The sequence below is a fragment of the Gemmatirosa kalamazoonensis genome, from assembly GCF_000522985.1.
Taxonomy (GTDB): domain Bacteria; phylum Gemmatimonadota; class Gemmatimonadetes; order Gemmatimonadales; family Gemmatimonadaceae; genus Gemmatirosa; species Gemmatirosa kalamazoonensis.
This window is the reverse complement of the sequence record NZ_CP007128.1, coordinates 3,971,257-3,994,790: the sequence shown is the minus strand read 5'-3', so window position 1 is coordinate 3,994,790 and position 23,534 is coordinate 3,971,257. Positions and strand designations below refer to the sequence as shown.

At 72.5% G+C, this 23,534-nt stretch carries 26 protein-coding genes; 25 read left to right on the top strand and 1 reads right to left on the bottom strand.

The features are described 5' to 3' along the window. Positions 1 to 6: 6 nt before the first annotated feature. The 10 genes from J421_RS17425 (at position 7) to rsmA (ending at position 7,922) form a co-directional block, all read left to right on the top strand. Complete coding sequence (locus J421_RS17425) at positions 7 to 711, top strand: zinc ribbon domain-containing protein (RefSeq protein ID WP_025412457.1); 705 nt, start codon at positions 7 to 9, stop codon at positions 709 to 711. Between the two features lie 99 nt (positions 712 to 810). Beyond that, complete coding sequence (gene recJ / locus J421_RS17420) at positions 811 to 2,343, top strand: single-stranded-DNA-specific exonuclease RecJ (protein WP_158508825.1); 1,533 nt, start codon at positions 811 to 813, stop codon at positions 2,341 to 2,343. After that, complete coding sequence (locus J421_RS33460) at positions 2,229 to 2,570, top strand: hypothetical protein (protein WP_236646321.1); 342 nt, start codon at positions 2,229 to 2,231, stop codon at positions 2,568 to 2,570. The genes recJ and J421_RS33460 overlap by 115 nt, the downstream gene beginning before the upstream one ends. 4 nt (positions 2,571 to 2,574) lie before the next feature. Further along, positions 2,575 to 3,096, top strand: coding sequence for a 16S rRNA (guanine(966)-N(2))-methyltransferase RsmD (gene rsmD, locus J421_RS17410; protein WP_025412456.1), 522 nt, complete (start codon positions 2,575 to 2,577; stop codon positions 3,094 to 3,096). Next, positions 3,096 to 3,572: a pantetheine-phosphate adenylyltransferase gene (gene coaD / locus J421_RS17405; RefSeq protein WP_025412455.1), complete on the top strand. Its 477-nt coding sequence runs from the start codon at positions 3,096 to 3,098 to the stop codon at positions 3,570 to 3,572. Before rsmD ends, coaD begins: the two co-directional genes overlap by 1 nt. Then, complete coding sequence (locus tag J421_RS17400) at positions 3,569 to 4,585, top strand: phosphate acyltransferase (RefSeq protein WP_025412454.1); 1,017 nt, start codon at positions 3,569 to 3,571, stop codon at positions 4,583 to 4,585. The genes coaD and J421_RS17400 overlap by 4 nt, the downstream gene beginning before the upstream one ends. Positions 4,586 to 4,619: 34 nt before the next feature. Next, entirely contained in the window at positions 4,620 to 4,952 is a 333-nt protein-coding gene (locus tag J421_RS17395) for an STAS domain-containing protein (RefSeq protein ID WP_025412453.1), read from the top strand. Positions 4,953 to 4,990: 38 nt separating this feature from the next. Further along, on the top strand, positions 4,991 to 5,482 hold the full coding sequence (locus J421_RS17390) for an ATP-binding protein (protein WP_025412452.1): 492 nt from the start codon (positions 4,991 to 4,993) through the stop codon (positions 5,480 to 5,482). Positions 5,483 to 5,484: 2 nt separating this feature from the next. Further along, a complete protein-coding gene (locus tag J421_RS17385; protein ID WP_025412451.1) occupies positions 5,485 to 7,104 on the top strand; it encodes a PP2C family protein-serine/threonine phosphatase in 1,620 nt (539 codons plus the stop codon). Next, positions 7,101 to 7,922: a 16S rRNA (adenine(1518)-N(6)/adenine(1519)-N(6))-dimethyltransferase RsmA gene (rsmA, locus tag J421_RS17380; RefSeq protein ID WP_025412450.1), complete on the top strand. Its 822-nt coding sequence runs from the start codon at positions 7,101 to 7,103 to the stop codon at positions 7,920 to 7,922. The genes J421_RS17385 and rsmA overlap by 4 nt, the downstream gene beginning before the upstream one ends. Here the strand turns inward: rsmA and J421_RS17375 are convergent. Continuing rightward, complete coding sequence (locus tag J421_RS17375) at positions 7,919 to 8,545, bottom strand: redox-sensing transcriptional repressor Rex (protein ID WP_025412449.1); 627 nt, start codon at positions 8,543 to 8,545, stop codon at positions 7,919 to 7,921. The two genes, rsmA and J421_RS17375, sit on opposite strands and share 4 nt — an antisense overlap. A 268-nt stretch (positions 8,546 to 8,813) precedes the next feature. Between J421_RS17375 and J421_RS17370 the strand changes: the two genes are divergently transcribed. The 15 genes from J421_RS17370 to dxs all read left to right on the top strand — a co-directional run bounded on the left by J421_RS17370 (position 8,814) and on the right by dxs (position 23,520). Further along, positions 8,814 to 9,908 (top strand): 3'-5' exonuclease, encoded by a 1,095-nt coding sequence (locus J421_RS17370; RefSeq protein ID WP_025412448.1) that lies wholly within the window; start codon positions 8,814 to 8,816, stop codon positions 9,906 to 9,908. After that, the gene (locus J421_RS17365) at positions 9,905 to 10,849 is read left to right on the top strand and encodes an MBL fold metallo-hydrolase (protein ID WP_025412447.1); all 945 of its coding nucleotides are present in this window, start codon (positions 9,905 to 9,907) and stop codon (positions 10,847 to 10,849) included. Before J421_RS17370 ends, J421_RS17365 begins: the two co-directional genes overlap by 4 nt. Before the next feature lie 228 nt (positions 10,850 to 11,077). Then, positions 11,078 to 11,623 carry a translation initiation factor IF-3 gene (infC, locus tag J421_RS17360; protein ID WP_201773033.1) on the top strand — a complete coding sequence of 182 codons (546 nt, stop codon included), beginning with the start codon at positions 11,078 to 11,080 and terminating at the stop codon, positions 11,621 to 11,623. 16 nt (positions 11,624 to 11,639) lie between these two features. Continuing rightward, positions 11,640 to 11,837: a 50S ribosomal protein L35 gene (rpmI, locus tag J421_RS17355; protein WP_025412445.1), complete on the top strand. Its 198-nt coding sequence runs from the start codon at positions 11,640 to 11,642 to the stop codon at positions 11,835 to 11,837. A gap of 16 nt (positions 11,838 to 11,853) precedes the next feature. Continuing rightward, the gene (rplT, locus tag J421_RS17350; RefSeq protein WP_025412444.1) at positions 11,854 to 12,228 is read left to right on the top strand and encodes a 50S ribosomal protein L20; all 375 of its coding nucleotides are present in this window, start codon (positions 11,854 to 11,856) and stop codon (positions 12,226 to 12,228) included. A gap of 85 nt (positions 12,229 to 12,313) precedes the next feature. Then, the gene (pheS, locus tag J421_RS17345) at positions 12,314 to 13,342 is read left to right on the top strand and encodes a phenylalanine--tRNA ligase subunit alpha (protein WP_025412443.1); all 1,029 of its coding nucleotides are present in this window, start codon (positions 12,314 to 12,316) and stop codon (positions 13,340 to 13,342) included. Then, entirely contained in the window at positions 13,342 to 15,795 is a 2,454-nt protein-coding gene (pheT, locus tag J421_RS17340) for a phenylalanine--tRNA ligase subunit beta (RefSeq protein ID WP_025412442.1), read from the top strand. The genes pheS and pheT overlap by 1 nt, the downstream gene beginning before the upstream one ends. A 1-nt stretch (position 15,796) precedes the next feature. Beyond that, positions 15,797 to 16,084, top strand: coding sequence for a hypothetical protein (locus tag J421_RS17335; protein WP_025412441.1), 288 nt, complete (start codon positions 15,797 to 15,799; stop codon positions 16,082 to 16,084). Beyond that, positions 16,074 to 16,406, top strand: a complete 333-nt coding sequence (locus tag J421_RS17330) for a cell division protein ZapA (RefSeq protein WP_025412440.1) — start codon at positions 16,074 to 16,076, stop codon at positions 16,404 to 16,406. Before J421_RS17335 ends, J421_RS17330 begins: the two co-directional genes overlap by 11 nt. 229 nt (positions 16,407 to 16,635) lie before the next feature. Then, positions 16,636 to 18,237, top strand: a complete 1,602-nt coding sequence (rny, locus tag J421_RS17325) for a ribonuclease Y (protein ID WP_104022746.1) — start codon at positions 16,636 to 16,638, stop codon at positions 18,235 to 18,237. Positions 18,238 to 18,244: 7 nt separating this feature from the next. Then, on the top strand, positions 18,245 to 19,126 hold the full coding sequence (gene folD, locus J421_RS17320) for a bifunctional methylenetetrahydrofolate dehydrogenase/methenyltetrahydrofolate cyclohydrolase FolD (protein ID WP_025412438.1): 882 nt from the start codon (positions 18,245 to 18,247) through the stop codon (positions 19,124 to 19,126). After that, positions 19,123 to 20,463: an exodeoxyribonuclease VII large subunit gene (gene xseA / locus J421_RS17315; protein WP_025412437.1), complete on the top strand. Its 1,341-nt coding sequence runs from the start codon at positions 19,123 to 19,125 to the stop codon at positions 20,461 to 20,463. Before folD ends, xseA begins: the two co-directional genes overlap by 4 nt. Continuing rightward, positions 20,460 to 20,672, top strand: coding sequence for an exodeoxyribonuclease VII small subunit (gene xseB / locus J421_RS17310; protein WP_025412436.1), 213 nt, complete (start codon positions 20,460 to 20,462; stop codon positions 20,670 to 20,672). The genes xseA and xseB overlap by 4 nt, the downstream gene beginning before the upstream one ends. Next, positions 20,673 to 21,593 carry a polyprenyl synthetase family protein gene (locus tag J421_RS17305; RefSeq protein WP_025412435.1) on the top strand — a complete coding sequence of 307 codons (921 nt, stop codon included), beginning with the start codon at positions 20,673 to 20,675 and terminating at the stop codon, positions 21,591 to 21,593. It begins immediately after the preceding gene. Between the two features lie 49 nt (positions 21,594 to 21,642). Next, positions 21,643 to 23,520 carry a 1-deoxy-D-xylulose-5-phosphate synthase gene (dxs, locus tag J421_RS17300; protein ID WP_025412434.1) on the top strand — a complete coding sequence of 626 codons (1,878 nt, stop codon included), beginning with the start codon at positions 21,643 to 21,645 and terminating at the stop codon, positions 23,518 to 23,520. Positions 23,521 to 23,534 lie beyond the last annotated feature (14 nt).

Sequence of the window (23,534 nt, the reverse complement as noted above, 5' to 3'; positions counted from 1 at the left end):
AGACGTGTGAAGCCGCACCTCCAGGCGCTGCTCACCCTGCAGGACCGCGACGACGAGCTCTCGCAGCTCGAGACGCGCATGGACGCGCTGAAGCCGCGCTTCGCCGCGCTCGACGCCGAGCGCGTCGCGGCCGAGCGACAGCGATCGACCACGCGCGCGGCGATCGAGCGCGAGGAGCAGCGACAGCGCGAGCTGTCGTCGCGGGCCGACGACTTCCGGCGGCTGAACGCGCGCGCGATCGCCGCGATGGACCACGTGCACAAGGTCCGCGAGGCGAACGCCGCGTCCGCGCAGGTCGACATCTCGCGGCGCGCGCTCGCCGACGTCGAGAACGAGCTCTCCGCGGTGAACCACCGGCTCTCGACGCTGCGCGACTCCGACACCGCCGCGGAGCTCAACCTCGCGGAGCTCGACGAGCGTCAGGCCGCGGTGCGGCAGGAGCTCGAGGCGGCGCGCGGCAAGCTCGAGGCGGAGATCGGCGAGGCACGCGGCCGGCGGCAGGAGGCGGCCCGCCACGTGGATCCACGCACGCTCCAGCGCTACGACCGCGTGCGGTCGCGACGGCGCCAGCGGTCGGTGTTCGCGCTGCGCGGCACGTCGTGCTCCAACTGCGACACGGCCGTGCCGACGCAGCGTCGCGCGGCGCTCGCGTCGGGCGACCTCGTGGACGTGTGCGAGTCGTGCGGCGTGCTGCTCTACGCCGAGTCCTGAGCGCGGCGGTGCGTGCGTACGGGGCGATGGGTGCGCGTTCGCGCGCGCTTGTTCGCCCCTCTGGCGAGGTCTAGATTGCGCAGCGTGACGAGCCTCGCCGTGCCAACCGTCGCCCCTCGGCTGCGCATCCGGCCGCAGCCTCGCTGGGTCTACGCGACGGCGCCCGACGCCGCGATCGTCGATCGCATCGAGGCCGAGCTGCGGCTGCCGCACACCATCGCGCGCCTCATCGCCGCGCGCGGCCACGCGCTCCCCGACGACGCGCGCCGCTTCCTCCGCCCGCGGCTCGAGCAGCTCCACCAGCCCGACCGTCTCGCCGGCGTCGAGGTCGCGGCCGAGCGCCTCGCGCGCGCCTGCCGCGTCGGCGAGACAGTGCTCGTGCACGGCGACTACGACGTCGACGGCATGTGCTCCACGGCGCTGCTCACGCGCGTGCTGCGCGCGCACGGTGCCCGTGTCGTGCCGTTCATCCCGCACCGCGTGAGCGACGGCTACGACCTCACCGACGCCGGCGTGCGCGCCGCGATCGAGGCGCGCGCGACGGTGGTCGTCACGTGCGACTGCGGCACGAGCGCGCTCCGCCCGGTCTCGGATCTATGCGCGGCGGGCATCGACGTCATCATCAGCGACCACCACCTGCCCGGTCGGAGTCACGGGCTGCCGTCGTGTCTCGCGGTCCTGAACCCGAACCTGCCGGACAGCACGTACCCCGACGCCGATCGCGGGCTCGCGGCGGTCGGCGTCGCGTACAAGCTCGCGCTCGCGGTCACGCGCGTGCTCGGCGGCAACGAGAACGCCGTGCTGCGGCTGCTCGATCTCGTGGCGCTCGCGACCATCGCGGACATCGCGCCGCTGCGCGGCGAGAATCGCGTGCTCGCGCGCTACGGCCTGCGCATGCTCGCCGAGTCCACGCTGCCCGGCCTGCGCGCGCTCGTGCGCGCCACGGGGCTCGACGCGAAACCGCTCACCGCGGGGCGGGTCGGCTTCATCCTCGCGCCGCGGCTGAACGCGGTGGGGCGGCTCGCGCACGCGCTGCGCGGGGTGGAGCTGCTCACCACCGACGACGAGCACGAGGCGAACACGATCGCCCGCGAGCTGGAGGAGCTGAACCGCCGTCGGCAGGACATCGACCGCGCGACGCTCGTCGACGCGCGCCGACAGATCGATGCGCTCGATCTCGATTCGACGTACGGCATCGTGCTCCACGCCGAAGGATGGCACCCCGGCGTCATCGGCATCGTCGCGTCGCGCGTCGTCGAGGACACCGCGCGCCCCGCGGTGCTCGTCGCCGTCGAGGGCGGCGTGGGCAAGGGAAGCGGCCGCTCCATTCCCGCGTTCGACCTGCACGCGGCGCTCTCCGAGTGCGACGCCGCGGGGCTGTTCCAGCGCTTCGGCGGGCACCGCGCCGCGGCCGGCGTCACGCTCGACGCGGCGAAGCTGCCCGCGTTCGCCGAGCGATTCAACGACGTCGCGCGCGCGCGCGGCTCACGCCCGACGATCTCGTTCCCGAGCTGCGCATCGATCTCGAGCTGCCGATCGACGAGGCGAACGCGGAGCTGGAGTCGCTGCTGCGGCACTTCGAGCCGTTCGGCGTCGGCAACGCCGCGCCCGTGCTCGCGTCGCGCGGTGTGAAGCTCGCCGCACGCCCGCGCTTCGTCGGCGAGGACGGGCTGCGCCTGCGCTTCGACACGACGACCGGCCCGGCCGACGCGATCGGATGGGGGCTCGCGTCGCGGGCTCCGCTGCTCGAGGGCGTGGAGCGGGTCGACGTCGCGTACCGCCTGGAGCGCGACGAGTACCGCGGCGAGAGCCGCCTGCAGGCGCGGCTCCTCGACGTGGCGCCCGCGGCGAAGGCCTAACGGCGTGCGCATCGTCGCGGGCCGCTGGCGCGGCCGTCAGATCGAGACGCCCGACGACGATCGGGTGCGCCCGACGACCGACAAGATCCGCGAGGCGTGGATGAGCATCGTCGCGCGCGACCTGCCCGGCGCGCGCGTGCTCGACCTGTTCGCCGGCTCCGGCGCGCTCGGGCTCGAGGCGCTGTCGCGCGGCGCGGAGAGCGTCGACTTCGTCGACTCCGCCCCGACGTCGCTGCGCCTCATCACCCGCAACGTCGAGGGGCTCGGCGCCGGCGCCGCGGCGCGCGTGCATCGCGCGGACGGGCTGCGGTTCGTCGCGGACCTGCCGGCGCGCGCGTACGACGTCGCGTTCGCCGACCCGCCGTACGCGCTCGACGCCGCGGTGCGCCTCGCCGAGCGCTGGCTCGAGGTGCCGTTCGCCGACGTGCTCGGTGTCGAGCACGCGTCGTCGACGCGTCTGCCGGAAGGAGGGGAGCGGCGCCGTTACGGTCTCACGTCGATCACGTTCTACCGCCGCCGCGACTGATGCGCGTCGGACTCTACGCCGGCAGCTTCGATCCCGTGACGCTCGGTCATGAGGACATCGTCACGCGCGCGCTGCGTGTCGTCGATCGCCTCGTCGTCGCCGTCGCGGTGAACTCCGGCAAGTCGCCGCTGTTCTCGCTCGACGAGCGGGCCGAGATGCTGCGCGCCGTCGTCGGCAGCGACCGCGTCGAGGTGCGCGCGTTCGACGGGCTGCTCGCCGACCTCGCGCGCGACGTGGGCGCGAGCGTTCTCGTGCGCGGCGTGCGCGGCGTCGTCGACTTCGACTACGAGACCGTGATGGCGCGGCACAATCGACTGCTCGTGCCCGAGGCGGAGACGGTGTTCCTCGTGCCGGGCGGCGAGGTCGCGCACGTGAGCTCCACGTTCGTGCGCGAGATCGCGCGCAACGGTGGCGACGTGAGCGCGCTCGTCCGCCCGATGGTCGCCGCGGCGCTGCGCGCGCGGTTCGCGCGGTGAGCGGCGGCTCCGACTTTCTCTCGACGGCGCGCGTCCGCGCGCGCCTGCTGCGCAAGCGCGTGGCGTTCGCCGAGATGGGCGACGCGCGCACCACCGATGCCGTGCGCACGCTGCTCGAGCAGGAGGTCGTGCGCCCGGTGCTGGTGCTCGGCCACGCCGACGACGAGCGACCGGCAGAGCACGTGCTCCGCGAGCTGGAGCGCGCCGGCGCCGAGACCGTCGACGCCAGGGATCCCATGGTCCGCGGCGCGGTCGTGGAGCGCCTGCTCGAGCGTCGGGCCGCGAAGGGGCTCACGCGCGACGCCGCCGAGCCGCTCGCTGGCCGGGCGCTCTACGTCGCCGACACGCTCGTCGCGCGCGGGGACGTCGACGGCTGCGTCGCCGGGGCCGCGCACACGACGGCGGACGTGCTCCGCGCCGCGCTCTGGCTCGTCGGCCCCGGCGCCGGCGTGCGCACGGTGTCGAGCGCGTTCTACATGGTCGTGGCCGACTTCCGCGGCAAGGGCCCCGAAGTCCTCACGTTCACCGACTGCGCCGTCGTGCCGTACCCGAGCGCCGAGCAGCTCGCCGACATCGCGGTGGCGGCGGCGCGCGACCGGCGGCGCATCGTCGGCGACGAGCCGCGCGTCGCGTTGCTCTCGTTCGGCACGCGCGGCAGCGGGAGCGGGCCGAGCATCGATCTGGTGCGCGCAGCGCTCGCCCGCGTGCGCGAGCTGGAGCCGACGCTCGCAGTGGACGGAGAATTGCAAGGCGATGCCGCGCTCGTCCGCACGGTGGGCGAGCGGAAGGCGCCCGGAAGCCCGGTGGCGGGGCAGGCGAACGTGCTGGTCTTTCCCTCGCTCGACGCCGGCAACATCGGGTACAAGCTGGTGCAGCGGATCGCCGGCGCGGCCGCGGTGGGACCCATCATTCAGGGCCTCGCACGACCGTGCAGCGATCTCTCGCGCGGCGCCGTCGCCGAGGACATTATCAACGTCGCCGCGATCACCGCACTGCAGGCCGCGGCCAACTGACCGTATTTCTCGCGATCGATTCGGAGACCGACCCATGAGCTTCTCGATGCATCGGCAAGGCGACGTTCTCGTGGTGGACGTGGAGGGACAGCTCATCGTCGGCAACAGGCAGGAGCTGAAGCAGAAGGTGCTCGACGAGCTGGAGCGCGGCGAGCGCAAGTTCCTGATCGACTTCAGCCGCACGGGCTACATCGACAGCTCGGGGCTCGGCGTGCTCGTCTCGCTCTCCAAGAAGATCCGCGAGCAGGGCGGCGAGCTGCGGCTGGCCAACCTGAACGACGACCTGAAGACGCTGTTCGAGCTCACGAAGCTCGACACGCTGTTCCAGATCGCGGATTCCCGCGAGCGCGGCCTCGCGAGCTTCTGATCGACCGCCCCGGGGCCCGCGGCGCGCACCTCCGCACGATGATCGGTACGAGCGACCGCGACGCGAACGGGTCCGATCCTTCAGCACCCACGCCCGACGCGATGCGGCTGACGTTCGACATCGACTTTCCGAGCGACGTCCGCTACATCGAGCGCATCGTGGATCTCGTCGCGCGGCAGTGCGCGGAGTTCCACTATCCGCGCCGCGTGTGCGCGCTGAACGTGCCCGTCGCGCTCACCGAGGCGTTGTCGAACGCGATCCTGCGCGGCAACAACGACGACGCCGACAAGCACGTGCGCGTGCGTGCCGCGATGGACGCGCAGGCGATCGTCCTCGAGGTGCAGGACGAGGGGAAGGGCTTCGACATCGAGGCGTACGAGCCCGACCCGAGCTCCGCGGAGTGGCTCGACCGCGAGGACGGGCGCGGGCTGTTCCTGATGCGCAAGCTGATGGACCGTGTCGAACGCGTCGATGCCGGCGCGCCCGGCACGGTCGTACGTCTGACGCTCCAGCGCCCGAGGAGCGGCTGACGATGGCGGCGGCGGGCGGGCGGGCGGCAGGGCTCGACGCCCTCCTGCGCGCGTTCCACGCGGCGACCGGCTGTCACGTCAGCGTGTGGCGCACCCCCGCCGGTCCCGCCGACCCGCCGGAGCTGCGCGCGGCATCGTTCGCCGGGCCCGCGCCCCCGGCCGCGTTCCCGACCACGACGGAGCCGCTCGCGACCGAGTCGGCCGACGGGCCGCTCATCGTGGCACCCATCGCCGGCATCGCGCGCACCTACGTCGTCGCCGGCCCGTGCGCCGACGACCGCACACCGCTCGAGGTCCACGCCGATCTGCTCACGCACGTCGTCGGACGGCATCTCGCGTCGAGCACCGAGGTGGAGCAGGCGGCGATCGAGCTCGCCGAGCGCTACGAGGAGATCAACCTCCTCTACACGATCAGCGAGATCCTCGGCCGCGCCGTCACGTTGGAGGAGACCGCGTCGACGATCCTCACCGAGGTGTCGGAGACGGTCGGCGCGTCGCGCGGCTCGATCCTGCTGCTCGATCGCGTCACCGGCACCCTGCAGGCCGTCGCCGTGCTCGGCACCGCCCCCGAGACGGTGCCGCCGATCGCCGTCGGCGACGAGGCGAGCGTGTCCGCCACGGTCTTCCGCACGCTGCACCCGATCATCGCCGAGCGCACCGCCACTCCGAGCGCCGGCGAGGCCGCGTACCGGCACGGCGAGATGCTGTCCGTGCCGATTCTCTGGAGCACTCCCGAGGGCGGCGAGCCGCTCGGCGTCGTGAACCTCTCCGGGCGCCGCGGGCGGCACGCGTTCACGGCGGGAGACCTCAAGCTCGTCGCGGCCATCGCGTCGCAGATCGCCGCCGCGATCCAGAACGCGCGGCTGGTGCGTGCGTCGCTGCAGCAGCAGCGGCTGTCGCACGAGATGGCGCTCGCGCACGACCTGCAGATGAAGCTCCTGCCGTCCGTGAACGCGGTCGCGCCGGCGGCGCGCGTCGCCGCGCGCGTGGTGCCCGCGGAGAGCGTCGCCGGCGACTTCTATCATCTCTTCCGCGTCGGCGACCGCGGCACGGGCGTGATGATCGGCGACGTGTCGGGGCACGGTTACCGCGCGGCGCTCATCATGGCGCTCGCCATGAGCGCGTCGGCCATCCACGCGCAGTCGTCGGAGGATCCCGGCGAGACGCTCGGCGCCGTGCTGCACTCGCTGCGCGAGGAGCTCACGAGCACCGAGATGTTCATCTCCACGCTCTACGCGGTGGTCGACCCCGAGCGCGGTGAGCTGCGCTACGCGAATGCCGGTCACCCGCACGCGTTCGTGCTGCGCCCGGGCGGCGAGGTGGAGCGGCTCGTCGCCACCGCGCCGCCGTTAGGCATGGTGGACGAGCCGCCGGCGACGCGCGCGGTGCCGTGGCGTCGCGGCTCCGACGTGCTGCTGCTGTTCACCGACGGTGTGAGCGACGCACGCGACCGCGACGGCGCGCGACTCGGCGAGGACGCCGTCGTCGACGCGGCGCGTGCGTCGGTGCGCGAGGAGCCCGACGAGGTGCTGCGCCGCATCCTCGACCGGCTCGACGCGCACGTCGGCGACGCGCCGCAGCGCGACGATCTCACCGTCGTCGTGGTGCAGAGCGCGACGTGAGCCGCGCCCGGCCGACGCGCGACGGCGGCTATCCGCGCGCGCGCAAGCGCTTCGGCCAGCACTTCCTGCGCGACCGCTCGGCGCTGGAGCGCATCGCCGGCGCGCTCGATCTCGGCGGCACCGAGACGGTGCTCGAGATCGGACCCGGACGCGGCGCGCTGACGGATCTGCTGGTCGACCGCGCGCGGCGCCTCGTCGCCATCGAGCTCGATCGCGATCTCGCCGCGCTACTGCGCGAGCGCTACGCCACGCGACCGAACGTGCGCATCGTCGAGGCGGACGTGCTGGAGACGGACCTCGGTGCGCTCGCCGACGGGCCGTACGCTCTCGTCGGCAACGTGCCGTACTACATCACGACGCCGATCCTCTTCCACGCGCTGCGGCCGCCGCGTCCGTCGCGCGCCGTGTACCTCGTGCAGCTCGAGGTCGCGCAGCGTGTCGTCGCCGCGCCCGGGAGCAAGGAGTACGGCGCGCTGTCGGTGAACGTGCAGGGCTTCGCGCGCGCCGAGGTGCTGTTCCGCGTCCCCCCGGGCGCGTTCTCGCCGCCGCCGCAGGTCGATTCCGCCGTCATCCGCCTCGTGCCGCGCGACGATCCCGTCGTGCCGGCCGACGTCGAGGAGCGCTACCGCGCGTTCGTCATCGCCGCGTTCGGCCTGCGGCGGAAGCAGATGCGGCGCGTGCTGCGCACCGTGGCGAGTCTGTCCGTCGAGGAGGCCGACGCCGTGCTCGCGGCATCGCGCGTCGATCCGGAAGCGCGCCCCGAGACGCTGTCACCCGAGGACTTCGCGCGCGTCGTCGCCGCGCTGCGCGCGCGTTAGGCGTCGCGGTTCGTGAGGGCGAACGAGAGCCCCTCGAGCTCCATCGCCATGTTCACGGTCTTCAGCGTCACACCCGCGGGCACCTGCAGCCGGCCGGGCGCGAAGTTCAGGATCGCCTTGATCCCCGCGCGCACGATGCGGTCGACCTCCGACTGCACGTTCTCGGCGGGGATCGCGAGCACCGCGATGTCCGGCCGCAGCTCCGCGGCGTCCGACTCGAACACGGTGACGTCGCGCACGAGGTGCCCGTCCCACCGGCGGCCGATCTTCTGCGGGTCCTTGTCGTACACGCCGACGACGCAGAAGCCGCGCGTCGTGAAGCCGCGATAGGTGCTCAGCGCGCTCCCGATCTTCCCGGCGCCGATGATGACGACCTTCCACTCGCGGCCGAGCCCGAGGATGCGCCGGATGCGGTCGAGCAGCTCGTGGACGGAGTAGCCGAGGCCCCGCTTCCCGAACGAGCCGAAGAACGAGAGGTCCTTCCGGACTTGAGCCGGCGTGGTGCCGCTGTGCTCCGCCAGCTCGTCGCTCGAAGTGGTGGCGATTCCCCGTGCGGTCAGCTCCTCCAGGTACCGCATGTAGACGGAGAGGCGTCGGACGGTCGACTCGGCGATGCGCTTCACGGGAGGCGATGACCTTGTGAATTCGTTCACAAGATAGCCCACGGACTCGGCGGAGGGGTAGGGTCCTTCGGCACCGAACGATTCTTGCGCATGCGGGGCCCCAACCGCCGCGCGACGCGCAGCGTTATCTTCGGGCGTGCGGCGTGACGATGGATGGTCGCGGCGCGGCGGTCGGCCCGTTCTTCCCCGACGCGGGTATGACGCTCCCTTCGCATCCTGTCGGCCCTTCGCAGTCCCGTCGTCGTTCATGCCGCACTCTCCCTCGCCCGTGACGCGAGGCGTCTCCAGCCGACCGGTCGATACGCTGCTCGTCGAGCGGGCCCGCGACTTCCTCGCCGGTGGCCCGGCGACGTCGTCGGTGCTCGTCTCCTCCGTCTGCCAGATCCCGGGCCTGCCCGAGCCGCTCGCCGAGCGCGTGGCGCTCGAGCTGCTCGGACCGTTCGCCGAGTTCCAGCAGCTCCCGGACGGCCGCTGGACCATCGCCGCACGTGGACAGCAGCCGCGCGAGGCCGGGGGCCCGCTGCGCGACGCCGCCCCCCCGGCGCCGAGCTTCGAGGAGTGGCGCGCCGCGCGCGAGGCGCGACGCCAGGAGGAGCCCGTCGCCGCGCCGCCCGCGCGTCCGTCCCGACGGGTGCTGGATCGCGTGTCCGACACGCTGCTCCGCGCATCCCCCGGCGACGACGAGCGACTGCTCGACCTGTCGTACGTGGTTGTCGACGTCGAGACGACCGGCGGCGCTCCGACGCGCGGGCACCGCATCACCGAGATCGCGGCCGTGGTGGTGGAGGGCGGCGAGGTGCGCGACGTCTACGAGACGCTCGTGAACCCCGAGCGGTCGATCCCGCCGGCGATCATGCGGCTCACCGGCATCACACACGAGATGGTGCGCGACAAGCCGCGCTTCGGCGAGGTGTGCGAGGACGTCATGTCCGCGCTCACCGGCCACGTGTTCGTCGCCCACAACGTGACGTTCGACTGGCGGTTCGTGACGCACGAGATCGAGCGCGCCAGCGGTCGCCGGCTCGAGGGCCGTCGGCTGTGCACCGTCCGCCTGGCGCGGAAGCTCCTGCCGCAGCTCCGCAGTCGGTCGCTCGGCCACGTGGCGGACTTCTACGGCGCCGACCGGTTCGCCGAGTCGTACTTCGAGGAACGCCACGGGCGCGACCGGCCGTGGCGGCACTCCGCAGCGGGCGACGCCGTGGCCACCGCCCACTGTCTCGTGCGCCTGCTCCACGACGCGCGCGACCGCGGCATCACGACCTGGGGCGAGCTCGATCGGTGGCTGTCCGGCGGCACCGGAGCCGCCCGACGTCGCCGCCGCGCCGCCATGCCCACCCCCGTCGACAAGGACACGACCGCATGACCGCTCCGACGCCGCTGGTCGAGACGCGCCGGTTGGGCCGCCTCACCATCCACGCGATCCAGGCCGGCGGCCAGCGCCTGGACGGCGGCGCGATGTTCGGCGTCGTCCCGAAGCCGCTCTGGGAGCGGCGCATCGCGCCGGACGAGCGCAACCGCATCCAGCTCGGCATGCGGTGCCTGGTCATCGAGCACCCGCAGGGGCTCGTCCTCATCGATACCGGCGCGGGGAACAAGGAGGACGCCAAGTTCCACGAGATCTACGGCGTCGAGAACGCCGGCGCGAACGGCCGCACGCTGCTCGAGGACGGGCTCACCCAGCTCGGCATGCGCCCGGAGGACGTGGGGCTCGTGGTGAACACGCACCTCCACTTCGACCACGCCGGCGGCAACACGTACCGCGACGAGAGCGGCGCCGTCCGGCCGTCGTTCCCGAGCGCGCGCTACGTGGTCCAGAATGGGGAGCTGCACTACGCGACGAAGACCAACGAGCGGACGGCGGCCAGCTACCTCGCGCCGAACTTCCAGCCGCTCGTCGACGCCGGCGTGATCGACGAGGTGGTCGGCGAGGTGGAGCTGCTCCCGGGCATCGTGACGCTCCCGACGCCCGGCCATACGCCGTTCCACCAGAGCGTCCTGATCGAGAGCGACGGCGAGGTGGCCTGCTTCCTCGGCGACGTGTGCCCGACCGCGGCCCACCTGCCGCTCCCGTGGATCATGGGCTACGACGTCGAGCCGCTGGTCACGCTGGAGAGCAAGCGGTGGCTCCTAAGACGCGCCAGGGAAGAGGGTTGGCTGCTCGTGTTCGAGCACGACGCGAACGTCGCGTGGGACCGCGTCGCCCACGACGGCAAGGCCTACGGCCTGGTCTCCGTCCTCGGCGACAAGGTGAAGCATCCGAGCGGCGCCGGGCCGGAGACCGGGCGGGTGCAGCCGGTCATCTGACGGCGCGACGCACTCGGCGGTTGACCTATGCTCTTGCCCTGACTAGGTTTCCGCCTCACAACCAGCGAAGCGGGGCGCCTGTCGTGCCCCCACCCTCTGGCCCTCGCCCGACGCAACGGGTGCAGGTGCTGCAGGAGTCCCGAAGTTCGACGCGTGTCAGCCGGTGGCCGGAGGCCTCGGCGCGGCGCGCGTGCGCCGCGCGGGCTCCCAAGGGAGGCCGCGCTTTTCTTGTCACCTTCTCGAGGAACTCCAGCCATTCAGGACTCGACCAAGCGCGTCCGCGTCAATCGGCAGATCCGGATCAGCCCGATCCGGGTCATCGGTTCCGACGGTAGCCAGCTCGGCATTCTCGAAGTCGAGCGGGCCCTCGCCATCGCCGAAGAGCAGGGACTCGACCTCGTGGAGGTCGCCCCCATGGCTCGCCCGCCCGTCGCCCGCATCATGGACTACGGGAAGTTCAAGTTCGAGCAGGCGAAGCAGGCGCGGCAGGCCAAGAAGAAGCAGCACGTCATCCAGCTCAAGGAAGTGAAGTTCCGACCTGGCATCGACGAGCACGACTTCGAGACCAAGACGCGTCACGCTCGGCGGTTCCTCGAGGAAGGCAACAAGGTCAAGGTCACCCTGATGTTCCGCGGCCGTCAGATCTCGCACCCCGAGCTCGGGAAGCAGGTCGTCGATCGCGTCGCGCAGGAGCTGCAGGACCTCGCCAAGATCGAGGCCGATGCCCGGCTCGAAGGCAAGGCCATGACCATGATTCTCACCCCGAAGTCTTAAGGGAGCGGGTGCACGTATGCCGAAGATGAAGACCCACAAGGGCGCCGCGAAGCGCTTCTCGGTGACTGGTACCGGGAAGGTGAAGCGTGCGAAGGCCTACAAGAGCCACATCCTGACCAAGATGTCGCCGAAGCGGAAGCGCAATCTCCGCCGCAACACGACGGTGGGGACGAACGGCGAGGCCAAGGTTCTCAAGCGCCTGATCCAGGCATAACCGGGAGGAATCGACTATGCCTCGCGCTCGCTCGAACGTCACGCGCCTGAAGCGCAAGAAGCAGGTGATGGAAGCCGCCAAGGGTGCGTACGGCGGCCGGTCCAAGCTCTGGAAGGCGGCCAAGGAGACGGTGGAGCGCGGCTGGCGCTACGCCTACCGCGACCGCAAGAACAAGAAGCGTGAGTTCCGCCGCCTCTGGATCATCCGCATCAACGCCGCGGCGAACCAGCACGGCATGAACTACAGCACGTTCATCGACGGGCTGAAGAAGGCCGGCATCGAGATCGACCGGAAGGTGCTCGCGGACATCGCCGTGCGCGATCCGCAGGCGTTCGGCGCGATCGCCGACCAGGTGCGCACCGCGCGCGACAACGACGTCTCGGCGGCCTGATCGCTCGGTCTACCATCTGCGCGGCGGCAGTGCGACCTTACCCGGTCCGCTGCCGCCGCGCGGCGTTTCTGCCATCCCTGTTCGTATGACGCTCGACGAATTCACGACGGAAGCACGACGGATCGGAGAGGAAGCCCGCGACATCCTTGGCGCCGCCGATCCGGGAGAGCGTCTCGACGCCGTCAAAGGCCGCTTGAACGCCGCGATCGCCGATCGCCTCACGGCGCTGCAGCGTGCGCTCGGCAAGCTCCCGCACGACAACCGGCGCGACGCCGGCCAGGCGTTCAATCACCTCAAGACCGCGGTCATCGATCCCGCGCTCGCCGAGTTCCAGCAGCGGCAGGCGGCGGCGAAGGGCGCCGGCGAGCGCGTCGACCTCTCGCTCCCGGCGCGCGAGGCGTGGCGCGGCGCGCGACATCCCGTCACCCAGGTCGTCGACGAGATCGTCGGCATCTTCCGCGAGCTCGGGTTCACCGTCGCGGCGGGGCCGGAGGCGGAGACGCCGTGGTACAACTTCGGGTCGCTCAACTTCCCGGCCGACCATCCGGCCATGGAGCTGCACGACACGCTCTACCTCGGCCAGGACGCGCTGCTGCGCACGCACACGTCGCCGGTGCAGACGCGCACGCTGCAGCGCTTCGAGCCCCCGGTGCGCGTGCTCATTCCCGGCAACGTGTACCGGCGCGACTTCTTCGATCCGTCGCACGCGCCGGCGTTCATGCAGATCGAGGGGCTCGCCGTCGACGAGGGGATCTCGTTCGTCGACCTCAAGTCGACGCTCTCCGAGTTCGCACGCCGCTTCTTCGGCAGCGCGGTGACGCGCTTCCGCCCGAGCTTCTTTCCGTTCACCGAGCCGTCGGCGGAGATGGACGTGCAGTGTCTGCTGTGCGGCGGCAGCGGCTGCGCGGGCTGCAAGGGTACCGGCTGGATGGAGATCCTCGGCTCGGGCATGGTGCACCCCGCGGTGCTCGAGGCGGCCGGCGTCGACAGCGAGCGCTACACCGGCTGGGCGTTCGGCATGGGGCCCGGACGCATCGCCATGCTGCGCTTCGGGCTTCCCGACATTCGACTGCTGTACGATTCCGACGTCCGCTTCCTGGAGCAGTTCGCCTGATGAACGTCTCGTACGACTGGGTTCGCGCCTTCGTCCCGCACACGCTCACGCCGAAGCAGCTCGGCGAGCTGCTGAGCGCACACGTGGCCACGCTCGACGGCCTCGAGTCGCTGCGCTCGGATCTCGCCCCGTTCGTCGTCGGTCAGGTGGTGCACAGCGAGCGGATCCCGGAGACGCGACTGTCGTTCAATCGGGTGGACGACGGCAGCGGTCAGCTGCTGGAGGTCGTGTGCGGCGCGCCTAACGTGGCGGTCGGTGCGAAGTACCCGCTCGCGCGCGTCGGCACGGTGATCCCGGGCAAGGGCGGCATCACGATCGAGCGGCGGAAGATCCGCGGCTTCACGTCGGCCGGCATGCTGTGCTCCGCGATGGAGCTCGGGCTCGGCGAGGACCACGAGGGCATCCTCGAGCTGGCGACCGAGGCGGCGCCCGGGACGCCGCTCGTCGACGTGCTGCCCACGGGCGACACGCGCCTCGACCTCGACGTGCTGCCTAACAGGCCGGACCTGCTGTCGCAGCGAGGCGTCGCGCGCGAGGTCGCGGCGCTCACCGGCGTCGCGATCGTCGACCCGCCGGAGCTCGGGCGCCACGCCGACGTAGCGAGCGCCGCGCGCGACCCGAAGGAGGCGTCGGCCGCTGGCGTCACGGTGCGCATCGATGACACCGAGGGGTGCCCGCGTTACTGCGCGGCGGTGATTCGCGGCGTGCGCGTCGGCCCGAGCCCGGAGTGGCTCGTCCAGCGCCTCGCGGCCGTCGGCGCGCGCTCGATCAACAACGTGGTCGACGCGACGAACTACTGCCTCCACGGCCTCGGCCAGCCGATGCACGCGTTCGACCTCGCGAAGCTCGGCGACCGCGTCGTCGTGCGGCGCGCGCGCGCCGGCGAGAAGCTCGTCACGCTCGACGGCGTCGAGCGGGCGCTGTCGCCGGACGTGCTCGCGATCGCCGGCGCCGAGCGCGCGGAGGCGATCGCCGGCGTCATCGGCGGGCAGGGCTCCGAGGTCTCCGAGGGCACGACCGACGTGCTGCTGGAGGTCGCGTACTTCGATCCGCGGCGCGTGCGCCGCGGACGCATGCTCGCGAACGTCTCGACCGACGCGAGCTATCGCTTCGAGCGCGGCGTCGACCGCGCCGCGACGCTGGAGCTGCTCGCGGCGGGCGCCGGGCTGATCGTGTCGCTCGCCGGCGGGGCGGTGGAGGGAGTCATCGACGTCGGGCGCGCACCCGGTGCGCTGCCGGCGGTGCCGCTGCGTGCCGCGCGCCTCGCGCGCGTGCTCGGCGCCCCGGTCGCCGACGCCGACGTGGAGCGGTTGCTGCGCGCGATCGGCTTCGACGTCGCGCGCAGCGGAGAGGGCGCGTGGACGGTGTCGCCGCCCACGTGGCGACAGGACGTGGAGCGCGAGGCGGATCTGATCGAGGAGGTCGCGCGCCTCGTCGGCTTCGACGCGCTGCCGACCGAGATCCGGCCGTTCCGTCCGGGGCGCGTGCCCGACGATCCGATGTTCCTGCTCGCCGACCGCGTGCGCGCGGAGCTCGTCGGCGCGGGTCTGCTCGAGGCGCGTCCGCTGCCGTTCGTGGCGGGCGACGACGCCCACGTGCGCGTGCAGAACCCGCTCGCCGAGGACGAGCCGCACCTGCGGCGCGAGGTGCTCGAGACGCTCGCGCGGCGTGCCGAGCACAATCTCGCGCGCATGCACGGCGACGTGCGGCTGTTCGAGATCGGCCATGTCTTCCGCCCGCACGGCGAGCGGCCCGACGAAAGCGTGCACCCGTCCCTCCCCGACGAGCGGATGCACGTCGGGGTCCTGATCATGGGCGCGCGGCGGCCGGTGCACTTCTCCGAGCCGCACCCGCCGGCGTTCGACGAGTGGGACGCGAAGGCGATCGCGGAGCGCGTCGCCGCGGCGGGCCATCCGGGACACCGTGTGGACCTCGTGCCGGTCGGCGAGGACGACGTGCTGTGGCGCATCGACGTCGACGGCGAGTCGCGCGGCACGGTGCGGCGCGTGCGCCTCGACCTGCCGCCCTGGGCGGCGCAGCCGTTCGGTGTGGAGCTCGAATTGATGCGCGTGCAGTCGGCCGTCGTGGCCGAGCCGGGATCGAACGCCTGGGGCTCGGTGCCGCCGATCGCGCGCGTGTCGCACGTCCAGTATCGCGAGCTGCCGACGACGCCCGCGGTGGTGTTCGACCTCGCGCTGCTGGTACCGGACGCGACGCCGGCGAGCCGCGTGGAGGAGGTCATCCGCGTCGCGGTCGGCGAGCTGCTCGAGCAGCTCGTGCTGTTCGACGTGTTCCGGGGCGGGGACGTCCCGGCGGGGACCCGAAGCCTCGCGTGGCGGCTGACGCTGCGCGACCCGCAGCGCACGCTGCGCGACAAGGAAGTCGAGGGGCGGCGCACGAAGCTGCTCCGCGCACTCGAGGGGGAGCTCGGTGTCCGGCAACGCGCGTCCTGAGATGGCCTTCTCGGAGCTGGAACGCCTCGTCCGCAGCCTGGGCGAGGAGCTGGCGTTCTTCCGTCGGCGGGCGCTCGAGGCCGAGCGACGGTGGCGGGACGCGATGGAGCACACCGGCCACGGCGACACCGCGCCGACGCGCGAGTCGCTGGCCTCGCGGCTGGCCGAGCTGGAGCGGGAGAACGGCGAGCTGCGCGCCCGCCTCGACGATGCGGCCGAGCGGACCAGGCAGATGGCCGAGCGACTGCGGTTCCTGCGGCAGCAGGAGGGAGGAGCGGGTGAGCGCTGACGGTGAAGCCGGCGCGGCCGGCGGCGAGCGGCGCAACTCGGTGCGCGTCTCGATCCTCGGGGACGACTACATGATCCGAACCGAGGCGAGCGCCGCGCACACTCGCGAGGTCGCGGCGCACGTGGACGGCATCATCCGGCGGGTGCTCGCCACGGGTTCGGTGGTGGAGACGCACAAGGCGGCGATCCTGGCGGCGCTGCAGATCACGGACGAGCTGTTCCGGGCGCGCGCTGACGCCGAGCGGATGACGCAGTCGATGCAGGAGCTGAGCGCCGAGGTGAAGCGCTGGCTGCCGCCAGTGAAGCGGACCGACGCGGTCTAGGACCGGCGGCCTCGGCCGGCCGCCGTTGCGCGCCGACACACTGCGCGGTAGCTTTGCCGGCGGTGCTCGCTGTCCCGTAGGTGCAAGCGCGGATTGCAGTTAGGCGCTCCGACCGGGAATCGCGCGTGGCCAGCACCGAGCCCCGCGGTCCTTGTCGGATCCGTCCGTCGGGAGCCCGTCCTTCCTCGGTCCGCGCGCTGCGTGCGTCGCGGTGGAGCATAGATCCGACATGAGTTCACAACTGATCCCGGCTCTGCTGGGACTTCTCGCTTGTGTCGTCGTCGGGGTGGCGGCGTTTGCGGTGGGCCGGGGCTCCGGGGTGAAGGTGGGTCGGACGGAGGAGCTCGAGCGGCAGCGCGCCGCGAAGGCCTCCGCCGAGGAGTCCGCCCAGCGCATCCGGTCCGAGGCCGAGCGCGACGCCGAGGGACTCCGCAAGAGCGCCGTCGTCAGCGGCAAGGAAGAGCTGCTCCGCCTGCGCGAGACGCAGGAAGGGGAGGTGCGCCGCCGCCGCGAGGAGGTCGAGCGCGAGGAGCGCCGCCTGCAGGAGCGCGAGACGCAGCTCGATCGCAAGAGCGAGACGCTCGATCAGCGCGACCGCGAGCTCGGCCGTCGGGCGAGCGAGCTCGGTCGACGCGAGAAGACCGTCGAGGAGCGCCAGGGCGAGGTCGATCGCCTCGAGGGCGAGGCGACGCGACGGCTCGAGGAGCTCGCGGGGCTCTCCGCGCAGGAGGCGAAGAACGAGCTGATGCGCCGCATCGAGGAGGCCGCGCAGGCCGACGCGGCGAGCCGCATCCGCGAGATCCGGGAGTCGGCGCGCCGCAACGCCGAGCGCGAGGCGAAGAAGATCGTCGCGCTCGCCGTGCAGCGCATCGCCGCCGAGCACACGGCCGAGACGACGGTGTCCGCCGTGTCGCTGCCGAACGACGAGATGAAGGGCCGCATCATCGGCCGCGAGGGGCGCAACATCCGCGCGTTCGAGCTCGCGACGGGTGTCGACGTCATCATCGACGACACGCCGGACACCGTCGTCGTGTCGTGCTTCGACCCGGTGCGCCGCGAGGTGGCGCGGCTCGCGCTGGAGAAGCTCGTCGCCGACGGGCGCATCCATCCCGGGCGCATCGAGGAGGTCGTCAACAAGGCGAAGAAGGAAGTCGACCAGAACATCCTCGAGGTCGGCGAGCAGGCGGCGTACGAGACCGGCGTCAACGGACTGCACCCGGAGCTGATCCGCCTCATCGGGCGCATGAAGTGGCGCACGAGCTACGGGCAGAACATCCTGCAGCACTCGAAGGAGGTCGCGTGGCTCGCCGGCATCATGGCCGCGGAGCTCGGCCTCGACGTGCCGATGGCGAAGCGCGGCGCGCTGCTGCACGACGTCGGCAAGGTGCTCACGCACGAGCACGAGGGCACGCACGTGCAGCTCGGCGTAGAGGTGGCGACGAAGTACGGCGAGCACCCGCTCGTCGTGAACGCGATCGCCGCGCACCACGACGACGTGCCGCACGAGAGCGAGATCTCCGTGCTCGTGCAGGCGGCCGACGCGATCAGCGGCTCGCGGCCCGGCGCGCGGCGCGAGGCGTTCGAGACGTACGTGAAGCGCCTCGAGGGGCTGGAGCGGATCGCATCGAGCTATCGCGGTGTAGATCGCGTCTTCGCGATCCAGGCCGGTCGCGAGGTGCGCGTCGTCGTCACGCCCGAGGAGGTGGACGACGTGCGCATGACGGCGCTGAGCGAGGAGATCGCCCGCCGCATCGAGGCCGAGCTGCAGTATCCGGGGCAGATCAAGGTCGTGGTGATCCGAGAGACGCGGGCGGTGGACTTTGCACGCTGAGATGGCGATGGAGGCGCGCCTGCTCGACGGCGCGGCGCTCGCGCGGCGCGTGCGCGAGCGGGTCGCCGGCGAGGTAGCCGAGCTGAAGGCGCGCGGCGTCACGCCCGGCCTCTCGGTCGTGCTCGTCGGCGACGATCCGGCGAGCGCGGTCTACGTGCACCACAAGACGAAGGACTGCCAGGAAGTCGGCATGCGCGGCGAGCAGATCCGCATGCCCGCCTCGACGTCGCAGGATGAGCTGCTCGCGGTGGTCGACCGGCTGAACGGAGATCCCGCGGTGCACGGCATCCTCGTGCAGATGCCGGTGCCGAAGCAGATCGATCCAGCCGCGGTCATCGCGCGCATCGCGCCCGAGAAGGACGTCGACGGCTTCCATCCGGTGAACGTCGGCAAGACGTACATCGGCGAGGACAGCGGCTTCGCGCCGTGCACACCTGCCGGCGTGATGGTGATGCTGCGCGAGGCGGGCGTGGATCTGCGCGGCGCCGAGGTGGTCATCATCGGGCGCAGCAACATCGTCGGCAAGCCGATGGCGGCGCTGCTCGTGCAGCCCGGCGTGGATGCCACCGTGACGGTGTGCCACAGCCGCACGCGCGACCTCGCCGCGCACACGCGCCGCGCCGACGTGATCGTCGCGGCGATCGGCCGCGCGCGGTTCGTGACGGGCGACATGGTGAAGCCCGGCGCCGTCGTGATCGACGTCGGCATGAACCGCATCGACGACCCCACGACGAAGAGCGGCACGCGTCTCGTCGGCGACGTCGACTTCGAGGCCGTGCGCCAGGTCGCGTCGGCGATCACGCCGGTACCCGGCGGCGTGGGCCCGATGACGCGCGCGATGCTGCTCGAGAACACGGTGCGCGCGGCGCGCCGGGCGGCCGGCGCGTGAGCCCGCGCAAGCCAGCGCCGGCGCCGGACACGCTCGACCTGTTCGCGGTGGACCCGGTGCTCGAGCCGCCGCGTCGCGCCGGGTCGACCAGCCGTCGCGCGACCGCGGCTCGGCAGATCGAGCCCACGACGCCGGTCGAGGCGATGGCGCCGGTCGATCCGTACGCCCGCGTCGACGCGGACCCGTACGACGGGGTGATCCCCGGCGCGTCGCCCGCATCGGCCGTCGCGGTGTCGACGCTGACGCTCACCGCGAAGGAGGTGCTCGAGGGCGCGTTCATGCCGCTCTGGGTGCGCGGCGAGGTCAGCGACTTCAAGGCGCACCGCAACGGGCACTGGTACTTCTGCCTGCGCGACGAGACCGCGCAGATCCGCTGTGTGATCTGGGGACGCGACGCGCGCCGTCTGCCGGCTCCGCCCGACGACGGCATGCAGGTCGTGGCGTTAGGCCAGCCGAGCGTCTACGCGGCGCGTGGCGATCTGCAGTTCGTCGTGCGCACGCTCGACGCCCAGGGCGATGGCCTGTGGCGCAAGGCGCTCGATCGCACGCGCGCGCGCCTCGAGGCGGACGGCCTGCTCGATCCGGCGCGCAAGCGCGCGCTCCCGCGCCTGCCGCGCCGCGTCGCGGTGATCACGAGCCCCGACGGCGCGGCGCTGCACGACATCGTCGCCGTCGTTCGGCGCCGCTGCCCGAGCGTGGAGGTCGTCCTCGTGCCCGCGAAGGTGCAGGGTGAGGGCGCCGCCGAGGAGCTGTGCGACGCCGTGGAGCGTGTCGCGCGGTGGGGCGGTGCGGACGTCGTCATCATCGGACGTGGCGGCGGCGCGCGCGAGGATCTCTGGGCGTTCAACGACGAGGACCTCGCGCGCGCGATCGCGGCGTGTCCGGTGCCGGTGATCTCCGCCGTGGGCCACGAGGTGGACGTCACGATCTGCGATCTCGTCGCCGACGTGCGCGCCGCCACGCCGTCGGTCGCCGCGGAGACCGCGGTGCCGGTGCGGAGCCATCTCGCCGCGGAGTTCGTCGCGCTGCGCGACGCGCTCTCCGCCGCGGCGCAGCGCGCGGCATCCGACGCGCGAGAGCGGCTGCAACGGGTGCGCGCGGAGCTGGTGCAGGTGAGCGAGCGCGCGACCGAGCGTCGTCGCGCTCGCATCGAGACCGCGGCGGGCCGGCTGCACGCCCTCAGCCCGCTCGCGACGCTCGCGCGCGGCTACGCCGTCGCGCGCGCGAGCGACGGGCGCACGCTGAGCCGGGTGAGCGACCTCTCCGCGGCCGGCGAGTTCGAGCTGCGCGTCTCCGACGGCGCGGTGCGCGCCACGACGCTGCCGAGGGACTCGTGACGTTCGAGGAGAACCTCGAGCGACTCGAGGAGATCGTCGACGAGCTGGGAGGCGACGCGCTGGAGCTCGATCGCGCGCTGCGGTTGTTCGAGGAGGGGATCGAGCGGCTCCGCGAGGCGAGCGGCGAGCTGGCGCGGGTGGAGCAGCAGGTGAAGCTCCTCGTCGAGCGCTCCGACGGCACGTTCGAGCTCCCCCCGCTGGAGCGCTGAGTGGCGCGCGCCGCGACCGCGTCGCGCTCCGACACGACGGCGGAGCACCTCGCCGCCTGGCGCCGCCGAGTGGACGACGCGCTCGCGGCGTGCTGCGCGCGCTACCTCGACGGCGTGGAGCCGACGACGGCCGACGCGATCCGTTACAGCCTGCTCGGCGAGGGCAAGCGCCTCCGGCCGATCCTCGCGCTCGCGGCGTACGAGGCGGCCGGCGGCGACGGCGACGCGAGCGCGCTCGCCGCGGCGGTGGAGGTGGTGCACGCGTACTCGCTCGTGCACGACGACCTGCCGTGCATGGACGACGACGACGTCCGTCGCGGTCGGCCGACGGTGCACCGCGTGTACGGCGTACGCGCGGCAACCGCGGCGGGGCTGGCGATGGTGCCGCTCGCCGCCCGCGCCGCCAGCGACGCCGCGACGGCGCTCGGGATCGCGCGAGCGGCCGTGGGTGAGATCGTCCGCGCGCTCATGCGCGCGTCCGGCGCCGGCGGGATGATCGGTGGGCAGCTCCTCGACCTCGAGGCCGAGGGGCGCGCACTGTCGCTCCTGGAGCTGGAGCGCATCCACGCGGCGAAGACCGGCGCGCTCATCACCGCCGCCGTGATCGTGGGAGGCATCGCCGCGGGCGCGTCGCGGGCGGTGCTGGACGCGCTGGAGGGCTACGGCCAGCGCGTGGGCCTCGCGTTCCAGATCGTCGACGACGTGCTGGACGTGACGGCGACGACGGACGAGCTGGGAAAGACCGCCGGCCGCGACGTGGCGCTCGGCAAGAGCACGTATCCCGCGCTGCTCGGCGTGCACGGCGCGCGGGCGAGGGCCGAGGCGCTCGTCGACGAGGCGTGCAAGGCGCTGGCCGGCGAAGGGCTGCTGACCGTGACGCTCGAGCACCTCGCCCGGTTCAGCATCAGCCGGCGATCGTGACCCGCGGCGGGCGCTGCTGTCGTCGCGCCGGCTCCTGTAGATTCCAGCCATGTCCCTACTCGATCGGATCGACTCTCCGGCGGACCTCCGGCGCCTGACGCGGGAGGAGCTCCGCGCGCTCCCGGCGGAGATGCGTGAGCGCCTCATCGCGGTGTGCTCCCAGACGGGAGGCCACATCGGCGCCGGGCTCGGTGTCGTGGAGCTGACGATCGCCCTCCACGCCGCGTTCGACACGCCGCGCGATCAGCTCGTGTGGGACGTCGGCCACCAGGGGTACCCGCACAAGCTGCTCACCGGCCGCAACACGCGCATGGAGACGCTGCGGCAGGAGAGCGGCATCTCCGGCTTCCTGAAGCGGTCCGAGAGCGAGTACGACACGTTCGGCGCAGGTCACGCCGCGACGTCGATCTCCGCGGCGCTCGGCATCGCGGCGGCGCGTGACCTGAACGGCGAGTCGTTCAAGGTCGCCGCGATCATCGGCGACGGCGCGCTGTCCTGCGGCCTCGCGTACGAGGGGCTGAACAACGCGGGCCACTCGGAGCGCGACGTCGTCGTCGTGCTGAACGACAACGAGATGTCGATCGCGCCTAACGTGGGCGCGATGCACAAGTACCTCACGTCGATCCAGCGCAACCCCCTGTACAACCGCGTGCGCCGGAAGCTCGGCGAGATCGCCGACAACGCCGGCGTCGCGGGCACGCTGCTGCGCCGGTGGGAGGAGAGCGCGAAGGCGTTCTTCACGCCGGGCGTGCTGTTCGAGGAGCTCGGCTTCCGCTACTTCGGCCCGATCGACGGCCACGACGTCGACCTGCTCGTCGACACGTTCACGGCGGTGCGCGAGATGACCGGTCCGCGCCTCGTGCACGTCGTCACGCAGAAGGGAAAGGGCTTCCCGGCCGGCGAGCACGGCGAGAAGTGGCACGCGCTGCCGGCGGGCCACGATCCGGCGACGGGCAAGCAGATCGCGGTGTCGTCGGCCGGCCCGACGTACACGAAGGTGTTCGGCCGCGGCCTCACGGAGCTCGGCGCGATCGACCCGCGCGTCGTCGCGATCACGGCGGCGATGCCGAGCGGCACGGGCACCGAGGAGTTCGCGAAGGCGCACCCGCAGCGCTTCTTCGACGTCGGCATAGCGGAGGGGCACGCGGTGACCTTCGCGGCGGGGCTCGCGACGCGCGGCGTCAGGCCGGTCGTCGCGATCTACTCCACGTTCCTGCAGCGCGCGTACGACAACGTGATCCACGACGTCGCGATCCAGAAGCTGCCGGTGGTGCTCGCGATGGACCGCGCGGGGCTCGTCGGCGAGGACGGCGAGACGCACATGGGACTGTACGACATCGCGTACATGCTCGCCGTTCCCGGCATGACGGTGACGGCGCCGTGCGACGGCCGTGAGCTGCTGGCGCTGCTGCGCTCCGCCACGCTGCACGACGGCCCGTTCTGCGTGCGCTACCCGCGCGCCACCGTGCCCGACGCGGTGCCGCCGACGGCGCAAATCGATGCGACGCCGTACGGCACGTGGGACGTGCTGCGCCGCGGCAAGGAGGTCGCCGTGCTCGCGGTGGGCACCATGGTGCAGCCCGCCCTCGCCGCGGCCGACACGCTCGCGTCCGAGGGGCTCGACGTCACCGTCGTGAACTGCCGCTTCCTGAAGCCGTACGACGAGGTCACGCTCGCGGCGCTGCTCGCCGAGCACCGTCAGCTCCTCGTCGTCGAGGAAGGCACGGTCGTGAACGGCTTCGGCGCGTACATGGCGAACGTCGTCGCGCAGCTCGAGCCGACGGTGCGCGTGGTCGCGCACGGAGTGCCCGACCGCATCATCGTCGCGGCGCCGCGCGCGCGCCAGCTGGCACGCTGCGGGCTCGATGCGGCGGGGATCGCGGAGCGCGTGCGCGCGCTGCACGAGAGCGAAGCGGTCGCCGGCTGACGGGTGAGCGCGCG

Coding starts and splice junctions, on each gene's coding strand:
- coaD (WP_025412455.1), top strand. CDS start 3,096: ATGCGCGTCGGACTCTACGCCGGCAGCTTCGATCCCGTGACGCTCGGT.
- J421_RS17395 (WP_025412453.1), top strand. CDS start 4,620: ATGAGCTTCTCGATGCATCGGCAAGGCGACGTTCTCGTGGTGGACGTG.
- J421_RS17390 (WP_025412452.1), top strand. CDS start 4,991: ATGATCGGTACGAGCGACCGCGACGCGAACGGGTCCGATCCTTCAGCA.
- J421_RS17385 (WP_025412451.1), top strand. CDS start 5,485: ATGGCGGCGGCGGGCGGGCGGGCGGCAGGGCTCGACGCCCTCCTGCGC.
- J421_RS17365 (WP_025412447.1), top strand. CDS start 9,905: ATGACCGCTCCGACGCCGCTGGTCGAGACGCGCCGGTTGGGCCGCCTC.
- rpmI (WP_025412445.1), top strand. CDS start 11,640: ATGCCGAAGATGAAGACCCACAAGGGCGCCGCGAAGCGCTTCTCGGTG.
- rplT (WP_025412444.1), top strand. CDS start 11,854: ATGCCTCGCGCTCGCTCGAACGTCACGCGCCTGAAGCGCAAGAAGCAG.
- pheS (WP_025412443.1), top strand. CDS start 12,314: ATGACGCTCGACGAATTCACGACGGAAGCACGACGGATCGGAGAGGAA.
- pheT (WP_025412442.1), top strand. CDS start 13,342: ATGAACGTCTCGTACGACTGGGTTCGCGCCTTCGTCCCGCACACGCTC.
- J421_RS17335 (WP_025412441.1), top strand. CDS start 15,797: ATGGCCTTCTCGGAGCTGGAACGCCTCGTCCGCAGCCTGGGCGAGGAG.
- rny (WP_104022746.1), top strand. CDS start 16,636: ATGAGTTCACAACTGATCCCGGCTCTGCTGGGACTTCTCGCTTGTGTC.
- folD (WP_025412438.1), top strand. CDS start 18,245: ATGGAGGCGCGCCTGCTCGACGGCGCGGCGCTCGCGCGGCGCGTGCGC.
- dxs (WP_025412434.1), top strand. CDS start 21,643: ATGTCCCTACTCGATCGGATCGACTCTCCGGCGGACCTCCGGCGCCTG.